The 12,807-nt window shown below is 58.9% G+C and carries 14 protein-coding genes; 3 read left to right on the plus strand and 11 right to left on the minus strand.

What is annotated here, in order from left to right; translation table 11 throughout:
* Window positions 1-113 precede the first annotated feature (113 nt).
* Genes P775_RS12135 through P775_RS12145 form a run of 3 tightly spaced genes read left to right on the plus strand, consistent with a single transcriptional unit; the run spans window position 114 to window position 3,710 of the window.
* Window positions 114-1,310 carry an ABC-three component system protein gene (locus P775_RS12135; protein WP_245875662.1) on the plus strand — a complete coding sequence of 399 codons (1,197 nt, stop codon included), beginning with the start codon at window positions 114-116 and terminating at the stop codon, window positions 1,308-1,310.
* Entirely contained in the window at window positions 1,307-1,813 is a 507-nt protein-coding gene (locus tag P775_RS12140) for an ABC-three component system middle component 5 (protein WP_099911246.1), read from the plus strand. Before P775_RS12135 ends, P775_RS12140 begins: the two co-directional genes overlap by 4 nt.
* On the plus strand, window positions 1,806-3,710 hold the full coding sequence (locus tag P775_RS12145; RefSeq protein WP_099911247.1) for an ATP-binding protein: 1,905 nt from the start codon (window positions 1,806-1,808) through the stop codon (window positions 3,708-3,710). The genes P775_RS12140 and P775_RS12145 overlap by 8 nt, the downstream gene beginning before the upstream one ends.
* 160 nt (window positions 3,711-3,870) lie before the next feature.
* Here P775_RS12145 and P775_RS12150 read toward each other — a convergent pair whose 3' ends face one another.
* The 11 genes from P775_RS12150 to P775_RS12195 form a co-directional block, all read right to left on the minus strand.
* The gene (locus P775_RS12150) at window positions 3,871-4,947 is read right to left on the minus strand and encodes a TrbL/VirB6 family protein (RefSeq protein ID WP_099911248.1); all 1,077 of its coding nucleotides are present in this window, start codon (window positions 4,945-4,947) and stop codon (window positions 3,871-3,873) included.
* A 12-nt stretch (window positions 4,948-4,959) separates the two neighbouring features.
* Window positions 4,960-5,379 carry a hypothetical protein gene (locus tag P775_RS12155; RefSeq protein ID WP_099911249.1) on the minus strand — a complete coding sequence of 140 codons (420 nt, stop codon included), beginning with the start codon at window positions 5,377-5,379 and terminating at the stop codon, window positions 4,960-4,962.
* Window positions 5,376-5,570 (minus strand): DUF4177 domain-containing protein, encoded by a 195-nt coding sequence (locus P775_RS12160; protein WP_099911250.1) that lies wholly within the window; start codon window positions 5,568-5,570, stop codon window positions 5,376-5,378. The genes P775_RS12155 and P775_RS12160 overlap by 4 nt, the downstream gene beginning before the upstream one ends.
* A complete protein-coding gene (locus P775_RS12165) occupies window positions 5,567-6,553 on the minus strand; it encodes an ATPase, T2SS/T4P/T4SS family (RefSeq protein WP_099911251.1) in 987 nt (328 codons plus the stop codon). The genes P775_RS12160 and P775_RS12165 overlap by 4 nt, the downstream gene beginning before the upstream one ends.
* Window positions 6,554-6,557: 4 nt before the next feature.
* Window positions 6,558-7,937 carry a TraB/TrbI/VirB10 family type IV secretion system protein gene (locus P775_RS12170; RefSeq protein ID WP_099911252.1) on the minus strand — a complete coding sequence of 460 codons (1,380 nt, stop codon included), beginning with the start codon at window positions 7,935-7,937 and terminating at the stop codon, window positions 6,558-6,560.
* Complete coding sequence (locus P775_RS12175) at window positions 7,934-8,623, minus strand: TrbG/VirB9 family P-type conjugative transfer protein (RefSeq protein WP_425439906.1); 690 nt, start codon at window positions 8,621-8,623, stop codon at window positions 7,934-7,936. The genes P775_RS12170 and P775_RS12175 overlap by 4 nt, the downstream gene beginning before the upstream one ends.
* A gap of 8 nt (window positions 8,624-8,631) precedes the next feature.
* A complete protein-coding gene (locus P775_RS12180; protein ID WP_099911254.1) occupies window positions 8,632-9,288 on the minus strand; it encodes a VirB8 family type IV secretion system protein in 657 nt (218 codons plus the stop codon).
* A 14-nt stretch (window positions 9,289-9,302) separates the two neighbouring features.
* Complete coding sequence (locus tag P775_RS12185) at window positions 9,303-10,112, minus strand: type IV secretion system protein (RefSeq protein ID WP_099911257.1); 810 nt, start codon at window positions 10,110-10,112, stop codon at window positions 9,303-9,305.
* Window positions 10,112-11,266 carry a lytic transglycosylase domain-containing protein gene (locus P775_RS12190; protein ID WP_425439905.1) on the minus strand — a complete coding sequence of 385 codons (1,155 nt, stop codon included), beginning with the start codon at window positions 11,264-11,266 and terminating at the stop codon, window positions 10,112-10,114. The genes P775_RS12185 and P775_RS12190 overlap by 1 nt, the downstream gene beginning before the upstream one ends.
* The gene (locus P775_RS28060; protein WP_180287424.1) at window positions 11,256-11,423 is read right to left on the minus strand and encodes a hypothetical protein; all 168 of its coding nucleotides are present in this window, start codon (window positions 11,421-11,423) and stop codon (window positions 11,256-11,258) included. Before P775_RS28060 ends, P775_RS12190 begins: the two co-directional genes overlap by 11 nt.
* A partial coding sequence (locus P775_RS12195; protein WP_180287425.1) for a VirB4 family type IV secretion system protein occupies window positions 11,420-12,807 on the minus strand: 1,388 nt, incomplete at its 5' end. The genes P775_RS28060 and P775_RS12195, both read right to left, overlap by 4 nt.

Raw genomic sequence — 12,807 nt, forward strand, 5'->3', positions numbered from 1 at the left:
GCTGATCGCTCTCCTTGCGCCAAACTGGCGAACTTCGAAATGGGCAATTTACGGTCTAGCTCTCCACTATATGTTGTGCGAGAGTTAGGAAAACAATCGAGATAGATGTTCCAGTGCCCGAAGAAGTTTCGTTCACAATTGTTCATAACCCAGAACAAGCACTGCTCGATGTGGTTTTTGTACATGGGCTGACCGGAGACCCGAAAAAGACCTGGACATCGAAGGCGGGCTACTGGCCAGACTGGATGGCAGAAGATCACCCTGACGTCCGTGTGTGCACGTTCGGTTATCCGGCCAGCAAATTTAAGAAATGGATCAAAAAAGAACTCGATATCTTCGAGCTCGCCAAACTGGCAACAGAAATTCTATGTGGAAAAGGCGTTTGCAAACGCCCCATAATCTTTGTCACGCACAGCCTTGGTGGGATCATAACAAAACTGTTATTGAACCACTGCCATGGCTCAAGCGACGAGCAAGCCGCCGCACTTGCCGCTCGGACGTTGCGCGTAATGTTTTTGGCAACACCGCATTCAGCTCCCCCGTTACCGCAAGTCGTGAAGAAAGAACTCCCTGGCTGGTCTTCGTCTCATATCACTGCGTTGTCAGGTGAGACCACTGTGCTTGAGTATATCCGAGACACCTACGGTAAATATGTGGCAAGCAATGAAAACCTAAAGAACGTTGCATATTACGAGTCACAGAAACTTTCTGGTGTCGTTCAAGTAGTTCCCATGAACTGCGCCAATCCCGGGATCAGCGGCACCGATCCAATTCCCATTGAGGCTGACCACATCAACATTTGCAAGCCTCAATCCAAGGAAAGCGCCATTTATACCAGCGTGAATAGACACATCGAACAAGCCAAGAAGTTAGCAGCGGACACACCGGAACTTAGCGATCACGATACCCAGATCGCTGCGGAAGGGTATTCTGAAAAGGCAGACTATGACCGCAGAGATTTGTGGGAAAAAATGAACGCTGCGGACCGCGAAAACAGATACACCTATGCGAACAGCCGTCAGAACAGTTTTGCACGTAAGTATATGAGTCTTGGTTTGCAGCCAGGCACGCGTTCTGACTACGATCTCCTTTTGAGTGAAGTTGAGCAGCGCTTTCAGGCGCAAGTTTACTTCCCATTGGTCTGCAAAGGGGCGACAGAAGAAGAAATCGACAATGCGGTTCAGGAAAAAGTCATCGAACCTCTCGCCAACAAAAAGATCGGAGCTACGACTTTTGGTGCTACCAACATCCAAAGCGCCATCTATTTCCTCACAGAGCAGTGCCACATACGTTGGGATACTGAACGATGAAGTCCCGTCTTTGGTATCCTCAATTGGATGTTGCCTCAGCAGCACGAAGGTTCCTTAGAATTCTTGATGGCTGGCAAGGTGACGCGCTCTCAATCGAGCGGTTATTTGTATTAGACTATTTTGTGGCTACACCTGCTTTGATCGGCGACATCAAGATGACAAATACGTATCGCAATAGATATGGCGAGCTGGGCCTTCCTAAAAAGAAGGATGAGTTTGTTGTTTTTCCCCCCGCGACTTTGCTTTTTCACTCGATGACCCCCATACAAAAACGCGCGCTTGTCTCTCTCGTCGCAAAGGAAATCTTGAGTAAGGAAAGTTATGATGTTGGCGCTGTTGCCTTGACAAATATTGGCCGACGGACTGCGAGTGATTTGTCAAATGTTCACCAAGGCGAAACCGAAACAATCGCTCTTGATTTCATGGTCAGCCTAATGGCGACAGATGAATTTGCGTCAAACTCGGACCTAAGAAGTAGAACAGGGCTGCGTTACTATGACTGACTTTGACCATAGTTTTTTAAGGTTGGACAGGCTTCGCGTAATGGCGCGCGGCAAACCCGTTTACGACCAAGAATTTCACGCCGGGGTCAATATTATCCGAGGAGAGAATAGTGTTGGTAAATCCACCATTGCTGACTTCATTTTCTTTATCCTTGGAGGTGAGTTTAAGGAATGGAAGCCGGCGACAGCACGTGTCGAAGAAGTTCAAGCTCAGATATCGACACCGCGTGGAAAGCTGTCATTAAGGCGCGAAAAGGTCGAAGGGCGGCCTCCAGTCTGGGTGTACTTCGGAGACATTGAAGCTGGCGGTGAGCACGGTATCGAAGGTTGGGAGAAGTACCCGATCTATCGCGGCCAAAGCAACTTGAGCTTCACGGAAGTTCTGTTCCGATCTATGCTTTTGCCGGAAGCGCAAAGCGATGGCGCTTCAAACATCACAAGCCACCAACTTATGCGTTTGTTGTATTCTGATCAACGAACGCCCGCGCCCCGATTGTTTCGCTTTGAGAGCTTCGACAAGGCGACGATCAGAACGGCGGTAGGAGACCTCATCTGTGGCATCCGAGGCTTTGGCCTGTTTGAAGTTGAGCTTTCAATTCGGGAACTCGAGAGTAAGTTCGCTGCGGTTGATAGCAAATGGTCTGCATTGCTGAATTCCTTCCCCGATCAGATCGGCGTTACCGTTTCGGCGATCGAGAGCGAAATTGACGGGCTAGAGAATAAGAAACGCAAGCTTACCGCAGAAATTGAAGGCGTTGATGACGCGGTGAGCAGCGACCAGAATGCGAGTTTCTTCAAAGACAGAAAACAGGCCATAGCAAAACTTCAAGCACTCCGCCAAAGCTTAGCTACCACATCGCGCAAGGTGGAGAGCAGCAAGCTTGAACAGATGGAGTTGAAAAGGTTTATTGATCATCTCACCCAATCACTCTTGATACTTGAAAGTGCGGAGCGAACCGCGCAGGTGCTTGGCAGTATTGAATTCTCGCATTGTCCTTCGTGCCTACAAACCCTTTCGAGTAAAGTGGATGACGACACCTGCCATTTGTGCGGGCAAGAGATTGACCAGGAGGTGTCAGCTAGCCGCTACAACTACATCCGTGTTGATATTGAGCTTCAGATCAAAGAATCGCGCCAACTTTTGGCACAAGAGCTTCAAGGCTTCAGCGACGCGAAACGGCACTATGGCAAGTTGCAGGGAAATTATGAGCAGCTCACAGCGGAATTCGCGTTGAAGTTCGAGATGAGCAATTCGCCCCGCGAAGCATTCTTGGCAGAACGGTACAGTGCGATTGGCCGGATTGATAAGGAGCTCGAACAGCTACGGCGTAGTATTCAGAGAGCGACGGAGCTAGACGAACTTTCAGCAGAAAAGGAACGCCTCAATGCAGACCTTACCCGCGCAAAAGATCAAAGAACGGCGTTGCAGAAAGCCGCAACAAGGCGTCGAAGCAGCGCTTTGCGCCTTGTATCCTCCAAGGCTGCAGCCATTCTTCGCATGGATGACAGTGGCGCGCAGGAAGAGTTTAAGGTCGCAGACCATGTCGACCTAAGTTTTGAAGATGATGCGATCTTGCTGGACGGTTTGGCGAATTTCTCGGAAAGCAGCAACGTCTTCCTAAAGAACGCAGCCATTCTTGGTCTCCACCTTGCGGCATGCGCGGACAAAGACTTCTTCCACCCGAGGTTCGCCCTTTTTGACAACATTGAAGACAAGGGTATGACGCCATCACGGAGCCACCGTTTTCAGGAGCTCATTGTAAAGCTCACGACGGAAACCCCATTACCCAACCAGGTCATATTTACGACTTCAATGATGAATCCAGAGCTTGAGTTGGACGATTACGTAATTGGCCCCCACTACACTGAGGACAATAAGACGCTAGATTTCGGTTGAGCGACGTTGATGCTTTCTTTGGCAAAACCGCTTCAACGATCAGGGCTGTTGACGATGTTTTCTAGACATTTTGCTGCAAGCTAGCGTACCTACCAAATGACAGCTTCGACGAGTCGCAACGCGGCGACCTCGGTGCCGAATGGATGGTCGCTTTGGTCTGTCACCGTCGACCAAGTCGTGCCAGTCTCGCAAGCTGCGCCAGCATTTTTGATCCCGAGTCTGCGGATCCTGTGCTTCCTCCGGAACCCTTCTGCCCCATGCCTTGCCTTGCAGGCATCTGCTGCACGCCAAAGAACTGCCGCGCCCTGAGGGCTGCGTATTCTGTGCCGCTCGCACCGCCGATCAGATAGCGGTTGTAGGCTTGCTGGCTGCCCATCGCTGCGCGGGCAAAGCTGTAGCCGCCGCCGAGGCCACCGGAGAGGGCGGGCATCATGATGTTGCCGGAAATCGCGCGGACGATGAAGGGTGTTGCGATTATGAACCCTTTGGCCATGAGCACCATCATAAAGAAGGGTATGAGCGCGCCGATGTTGGAAGCCCCTTCCGGATCACCCAACTCGCCTATGAGAGCCGAGGCCACCCCGGTGATGGTCGCGAAGACCCCTGCGACCACGATAGGGTAGATCGCAAATGAGATAAGCGCGGATAACCAGCGCGCGAAATAATCCTTGGTGACCTCGAAGAGGGTCAGGAAAATCATCACCGGGGCGATCCCGATCAGAAGCGCGATCATCAATCGGGAGGCCACGAGGATGAAGGCGGCCAGTCCGCCGAGGATCGAGAGCAGAAGCACACCGACGATGTCGAGCATGGCGCCAGCCATCCAGTTCAGCTCGGACCCGGCAGCGTTCAGATAGTCGCCCAGCTCCGCGATCAGCCGGTCGAATTCTTCGGCGAAAGTTCCAGAGGGTCCCGGACTGCCGCCGCCGACCGAGGCCACCAGCGCGCCCGCGATACTGTCGATCCCATAGAGAATGGCAGACGAGAACGCGTTGAACTGCATCCAATTGGTCGCGAATATCCCGATGAGCCCGATCTTGACCGCGAGCCAGAAGGCCGTGTGCCCATCCATGGCCCGATATTGATAGATCATGTTGATGCCGACGAGAATCACCACCAGCGTTGTCCCCAAAACCAGGAGCGTGCCGACTGTTGCCGCAACCGCACCAAACTGGGTTTCGGCAGCGGTATCGAGATAGGATTGGGAGGTTTCAACGAAATAGGTGACGACGCTCATCGGGGATCAGCCTTACCAATTGCCCGCGGCTTCGCAGATGGCCTTGGCGGCAGGGCGGGCGGCGTTGGCGCGGCGGTTGTAGGCGTCCGAGGCCTGCAGCATCTCCCATCGTTCGTCACTCGCGTGGACCTCGCGAAACATCGCCTCGGCATCGTCCCAGGACGGGAACCGGATCTCGCAATCGCAGCTGCCAGTCTCGACGATGCGCTCAAGGTTTTGGGCACGGTAGATGTCTTGGACCAGCACGCGCTGATAGGCTTGGCGCAGGGGGATTTCTTGCATCCAGCTGAGTTCAGTGGGGCGGTCCGGACAGACATCGAAGCGGCGCTCCAAGGTAGGGACTAGGTCGCGCTCGGCGAACGCGGGGGTGAACGTCAGGCTGAGGCCGAGGGCGAGCGCAGCCAGGATGAGGCGAAACCGCGTCACTCTCATGCCGTGACTCCAGCGGCTGTGGTCTCACGCTTCAGGAAGACCGTGTGTCCCACATTGGCGAATTCCGAGGAGCTGATCGACACCACCTCCCAGCCTTCCGCACCTTTGGCATTCAGGCTGGCTTGCATGTCGGCAAGGCTGCTTTTGCGGGTCATGGGAAAGGACAGGATAACGTATTCAAAGGTCTTCATAGGGAAGTTCCAATCTCATTAGCGCCGGGGAGGTAGAATTCCGTGATGCCGCGTTTGCCGTCATGCCGGCCTGCCTGGATGATCACATCGATCGAATTCTCGATGTATTGGATCATGTCGGCATAGGTCATCGGGATCTCGGTCTTCAGTGCTGCGATCGCAAGCCGCTGCACGGCCAATTGCGGGGTTTCGGCATGCAGCGTGGTCATGGACCCGCCGTGGCCGGTGTTGATGGCTTCCAGAAAGGTCATGGCCTCCTTGCCGCGCACTTCGCCCAGGATGATCCGGTCGGGGCGCATGCGCAGCGTGGCGGTGAGAAGCACATCGGCGGTCTGGAATTCCGCGTCGCGATTGGCGATGAGGGTCACTGCATTTGGCTGGGTCGGCAGCAGCTCGGCGGCTTCTTCGATGGTCACGATGCGTTCCTCGGATGGCACGTGAGATAGGATCTTGCGCGCGGCGACGGTCTTGCCAGTGGAGGTGCCACCCGAGACGATCATGTTGAGTTTGTTCTCGACGCAGAAGGCGAGCGCATCATCGATCAAACCCGCGGCCACCACTGCGCGCAAGGCGCGCTTTTTTTCGACGCGCAGGTCTTCGAGCTTGCGTTCTTTGCCATAAAGAAAATCGAGCGCAATGCCCTCGAGCGGCAGGCTCGAGAAGAACCGCAAGCTGATCGACATGGCCGAGAGCACGGCGGGCGGGGTGATGACCTGTGCGCGGATCGGGCGACCCTTGTAGGTGATCGATACCGAGACCATGGGGCGGTCCTTGCTCATCGTGGTATTGGCAGAGGAGGCGATCTGGTTGCCGAGGTCCCTGACCTGAACGCCCGTCAGCCTTTGATCCAGCGCGCGCATGAAGTGATCGCCCTGGAATTCTCCCCAGCAGGTCCCGTCGGGGTTGATGCAGATCTCGATGACATCGTCGCGGGCGGCGGCGTCGATCCGGTCGAGCGAGGTTTCGAGATAGCTCAGCGACATGGGCTCAGAATATCTCCAGATCGCGGTCGACCATGACCGTGACGCGGGCGCCCTGGTCGACATAGATGACGGGGCCGATAGAGAGGTAATCGCCGATGACGCTGTCCGTCGCATCTGCCAGATCATCGCCTACGTCTTCGAGAACGTCGGCGGCAGTCTCATCCTGGACCTCGGAGGCGGCGGCACTGGGTGCCGCGGAAATCAGCGAGATCAGGGCGGCAGACCCGAAACGCTCGGCAAAGCGCGTGTCCACGAAACCCGTGACACCGGAACGTCCCAGTTCATCGCCCCCGAATGAGCTGATCTGGACGGTCTGGCCCGCGGGCAGGATGATCCGGTCCCAGGCGATCGTGACGCGGCGCTGCGCGATATCGACGCCAGCGCGGTAGCGCCCGACGAGACGGGATCCGCGGGGGATCAAGAGGCGCGCGCCATCGACGCTGTAGACATCCTCGGACACCACGGCACGGGTCTGGCCGGGCAGGGAGCTGTCAAGGGCGGTTTCCATGACGGCCTGGATCATGGTGCCCTGGATGATGGTGTTGGAAGGATTGGCGATCACCTCGGCCTGCGTCACGGTGGAGGGCAGCGCACCGTTCAGCACGAAATCCGTCACCTCGCCAAAAGTGCGTTCGGTCAGAGCCGTTTCATTCGCTCCGGACGTGCCGCCAAACGCGATGGTGGGCGAGGCGATGCGCCGCTCCTGGAAGGCGCGTTCCTCCGCGGCGCGGCGCTCCAGCTCGGCCATGCGCCGGGCTTCTTCCTCGCGGCGCAGTCGCTCTTGCTCGCGTGCGCGCAGCTCATCTTCCGTGGGGCCCGCTGGGGCGGGTTGCGGTCGGCTGGCCTCGAGTTGGGCCAATTCCAGATCCATGCGGAGTTGTTCAAGACTTCGATCCCGCGCCGTCAGTTCGGCCTGAAATCGTTGCTGTGCTGCTTCCGAGGCGGCTTGTAGCGCCGCGATCTGAGCAGTCAGCGCGTCAATTGCCTCTGCGGCGGCGGTGTCTTCCTCGACAACTGGTTCAGGGGCGTTGCGCAACTCCTCGATCTGGGCCTGCAGGGCGGTGATCTGCGCCAGAAGCTCCGCGTTGGGCTCGACGGGGTCTGGTCCGACGAACACAACCTCGGGCTCGGGCGGGGGCAAGGTCTCGATAGCGCCAAAGCCGTCCCCTTCGTTTTGGAAGACGTCCGGGGTGGCCGTCGGTAAGGCTTCCTCTTCGTCGGGCTGTGAGAGGAGATAAAGCAGGGCACCACCCGCGCCGATGACGAGGATCACGATCAGCGCGAGAAGGGGCGACCGGCGCTGCGCCGCCGTGGGGGCGCGGGCACTGCCTTTCTCCAGGGCGGCGAGGCGCCTTTCCAGCTCGGTGTTCTCGGTATCGCTCATGAGGTGGCCTCCGCGGGCGGGATCGCCTCGATGCAGACCACCTCTTCGCCAAGTCGCAGGATCCATTGGCGGTTCACGCCGCTGACGCGGATCACGCCGTCTTCAGGGGTTTGCGTGTTGACCGTGCGTTCACGGCCGCCCGCGTAGCGGAAGATCGCTGGCACAGGTGCGTTTCTCGGAAACGCGAAATACGTGAAGGTCCCATCATCCCAGATGCGGGTTGGCGTGAACTCGGTCCGCGCGCTGGCACCGTAATTGTAGTTCGGCGCTTGGGCCGCGATGGCCCGTGTAGGGCGCGCATCTTCGTCCGGATAGCGGAACTGCACCACGTAGAAGGTCGGGCTGCGAACCTCCTGGACGTTGAAATAGTAGCTGCGCCGGTTGGTGTAGACCGTCACATTGGTATGGACGCCGCGCGCGACAGGCTTGATCGCGAAGGCCTGGCCGCCCGGCACGCCATCGATCTCAAACCCTTCCGTGTCGCCCGCGATGATCGAGCGGATGCTTTCACCCTCGCCAAACTCGATGGTGGTGACATGGGTGAGCGAGACGCTGATGAGGTAGACCTGACCTTCTTGATATGTTGCCAGCCGCACGCGATTGTCATTTGGGCCACCGCGCGGGATCGCTTCGGCAAAGGCAAGGCTGGGCAGCAGGGCAATCCCGAGTACAAGCAGTCTGAACACAAGCACGGTCAGTTCTCCAATCTGTCGGAGCGGATGGAATATTCGAGCACGGTGAAGCCGAAGGGGTTGGTCCAGACCTCATCGATGGACCGGCGGGTCTCGGGACGGAACTCGAAGAGAAGCGTGGCGGTGAAGAGCCCGGTCTGGGTGCCGCCCAACGATGTCAGACGCTTGCGCAGGCGCACGGTGGCGCGGTTGGTTCCGATCCGGTTGATGCTGAGGATTTCCACGTCGAGCCTGGCATTGGGGCCATAGACGGTCGGTGGATAGTTCTCATTTGCGCTGTTCCAGATCTGGCGCAGCCCGCTCTCGGCGGCCCCGTCCGAGCGGCGCAGGACGCTGCGGATGCGCAGATCGTTGTCGAGCTGGTTGTAGACCTCGCGGTCGGTCACGTAGCGGAAGACCTCCGCCTCGATGATCGCCTGGTTGGCAGTCACCGAGGAAGCGCCCACCGAGGCTTCGGGGAGTGCAAAGCCGGTGGCGGGATCATAGGGGACAACGACGGGGGGCGGGTCGACATCGAGGATCGAGACAGCCGCGGCACTCAGACAACCGATGATGCCGAAGACAAGGCCCATCAGGCCAAGGCGTTGCCAGAGCCGTTCGCGGCGCAGGGCACCGTAGACCAGTTCTTCCTCGATGATTTCTTGTTCAGTCGCCACCATTCATGCCCCCGCGATTACTCGGCCCGCAGGTCCGGCAAGGTGAAATCCATGAAGCGCTGCTCTTCGGCGATGGTGGCGGCATCGATCACGCCGCCGGTGCCATCGCCCACGGTTTGAATCGCTTCCAGCTGCCACATCGCCACGAGGGCGATGGCCAATTCAGCTGTCACGCGCGTGTTGAGATCGACGCTTTGCTTGAGCTCTTCCATGTCGTCGATGAGCGCGACAAGGCGGTCGACCCGCTCGAGCGATTGGCCGGCATCTTCATAGCTGTTCTGGGCGGCGGCTGAGACGAGCGCGCCGGTTGTTGCCTGCGTGGCCACACGGTTGGCCCCGGGATTGCCGCTGGTGGCCATTTCCGAGAGCGTGTCTTCATCGAAGCCGAGATCGGCCAGCACCCGGTCCATCTGGGTTTCGATCTCCCCCGCGCCGGAGCCCGAGAGGCCCGAGAAATCCCCAGTCTTGATCGCCTCAATCGTGGCGAGGATGTCCCCGAACTCCTGGTCGAGCAGACCGTTCAATTCATCTTCCATTTCCGTCCGGATGATTTCTGGAAGCTCGGCAAGGCGGGTGAGGGCCTCGTAGGTTCGTTGCAGCTCCGCGAGTTGGTCCGTGAGAAGGCCGAGCTGTTCGCGGAGCTGCGTCAGCTGCTCGTTCTGCAGGATCTCGTCTTCGATCATCTGCCGGAGCTGCTGGATGTTTTGCGCGATATTCTGGGTGTCGACGACGGGTACACCTTGTGCTGCGGCAGGGGGTAGGGCGCTGAACTGCAAGCCAACGCCAAGTGTCGTGGCCAAAGCTGTCCTCAAGAGCAGATGTCCCATCATTCAATCTCCCTGATCGTAAAATCCATGAACGCGCCTTCGGCCATGCGGGCGCTGGCCTGGGCCAGCTCCTCGGCAGAAAGGACGCGGGTGCGTGCCGCCTGAAGCCGGATGCGGGCGGCCACGAGACGCACGAGTTCGGCGCGGGCATAAGTGTTGAGCGCAACGCTCTCCTGCACATCCTCGGTCTCGGAAATCCGTTCGACGATATCCGCAATACGCAAAGCGGCTTGCCTGATCGTGGCTGGTGAGTTGCTGCCATAAAAGGCCGCCCCATGACCCGTGAGCGAGAGGTTGGCATTGGCGAGAAGCGCCGGATCGATCGTGCCAAGCGCATCGATCCCGCCGATACGGCTCAGATAGAGATTGTAGCGCTCCGGGATAACCTGGACGTAGTGCTGGGTCTCGCGGAAGGGTGGGACCCCGCCATACTCGAAGACCCGGCCGGGTCCGGCGTTATAGGCCGCGAGGGCGTTGATGATGTTGCCATCGAATGTGTTGAGCTGGGTCGCGAGATAGCGCGCGCCACCATGCACCTGCAGATAGGGGCTGTCGTAATATTCCGGGTTGATGCCGAGATCGCTGGCGGTGCCAGGCATGATCTGGGTGAGACCATAAGCGCCGACGGGAGACCGTGCCCCAATCGTAAACCGGCTTTCCTGCCAGATCAGCGCTTGCAGCAACGCGCGCCACTGGACGGGCGAGAGCCCTGCGCGGCCAACACCCGCAAAGCCGCTGGTCTCCTGGGCGACCCGGATGATGAGCTGCTCGATGTTCTCAGACGCATCCCCGAACATCTGCGCACCGCCGGGATTGGGGTCGATCTCGCCCGTGCCATAGACGGCTTCCACGGCGCGGTCGGGATCCCCGCTGCCGCTTTCCAGCCCCGAGACCATGGCGGGCAGGCCCTGACCGCCGAAGCTGGTCTGGGCATCGAGGATGCGTCGGAGGGTTTCCAGCTGCTCCCGTTCGATCTCGGCGATGAGTTCGCGCACTGCAAGCTTGTCGCCCTGAACAGCTAAGTCTGCCTCGCGATCGCCGGTCTCGACGATGTCACGCGCGGTCAGCCCACTGTCATTGGTCGGCACGCCTTGGGCGAAGCTGAGACCGGGCAGCAGGCAAAACGCGAGGATTTGAGGCAGGTTAGACTTCAATGTCGCCCTCCGGGGTGCCAAGGGGCGTGAAGTGGCAATCCTGGGCTGTCGCTGCCGTCGAGGCGAGAAAGGAAAAGCAATTGGCCTGCGGCTCCCGATACTGGGTGCAGGAGGCCAGCGCGCCGAGCGCAGCCAAAGCGATAAGAATACGGATCATGAAAGCCTCCAGAAGTCGGGGCGGTCGCGGTAATCGGCGCCGACAAGCGCTTCGCCCTTTTCCATGCCGCCAAGGATCGTGAGATTGGGCCCAAGGGCGCTCAGATCGGCATCGACGACGATTGAGCCCTGATCGTCGCGGATCAGTGCGAGGCGGCTGTTGCTGCCCGTGTTGAGAAGGACGTCGAGCTCCTTCTCCGTGAGGTTCAGCATGGAGTAGTCCGCAGGCTGCGCGCGGATATTGGGGAGCAGGATCTGCGTCGGCACCGCCTCGATGATGGTCTTGCCGGTCCGGGTGCGCTCGAGCTGGCTTGCGTATTGCGTCATCATCACCGCGACGGTGTTCTGCTTGCGCGCGGTCACCAGCCAGTTCGACAGCCGTTCGGCGAAATACGTGTTGTCGAGGGCCTTCCAGGCCTCGTCGATCACGATGATGGTCGGGCGGCGATCCTCGATCTCGCGCTCGACCCGGCGGAAAAGATAGGAGAGGACCGCCATCCGTTCCTTGTCGGCCTCGCTGTCGAGAATGCCGGTCAGATCGAAACCCACCACATCGCCTTTGAGCGAGAACGTGTCCTCAAGGCTCTGCCCGAAGATCCAGCCATAGCGGCCGTCCTCGGTCCATTCGAGCAGGCGCTGGTGCAGATCGCCGCCATCATCGGTGGACACAAAAAGCGACGCGAAATCCCGCCAGTTCCGCAGGGCCGGATTGGTGGCCTGGGCATTCTGGCGCACGACTTCCTGGATGCGGTTGGTCTGTGCCGGGGTCAGGGGCTTGTCGGCGCGGTAGAGCAGTGTGGCGAGCCAATCCGAAAGCCATGCGGTACCCCGCGCGTCAGTCTCGGTCCAGAGTGGGTTGAGGCCCGTGGGCTGACCGGCGTTCAGGGAGGCGTAGCGCCCGCCATTGGCGCGGACCGCCATCTCCATACCAAGACGGTAATCGAAGACGAAGATCCGCGCCCCTGCGCGACGGGCTTGCGTCATCAGAAAGGCCGACAGCACCGATTTGCCCGACCCGGGCCGTCCCATGATCAGGGTATGGCCGCTGGTCGGTTCTTTGTCGGGCGATCCCTGCTCGTGATAGGAAAACCCGTAGGCGCTCTGCTCCGGCGTGGGCAAATATGTGACGACCCGGCCCCAGGGGGTAAGTGCTGCAGGTTTGCCGAGCTGTGTCCGGTGGAAGGCCGCAAAATCCGCGAAGTTGCGGTTGGTGACGGCGCTGGCGCGGACGCGCTTTGGTTGGTTGCCGGGGTGCTGGCTGAGGTAATGCGCCTTGGCCGCGACCCGCTCGCCAATCATCTTCACGCCTTCGGTTGCGGCGGCGTTCACGATCTCGGCGCTGAGGGTTTGCAGTTCTTCGAGCGTGTCGCAAAAGAGCGTCACGA

Source organism: Puniceibacterium antarcticum (assembly GCF_002760615.1).
GTDB classification, from domain to species: domain Bacteria; phylum Pseudomonadota; class Alphaproteobacteria; order Rhodobacterales; family Rhodobacteraceae; genus Puniceibacterium; species Puniceibacterium antarcticum.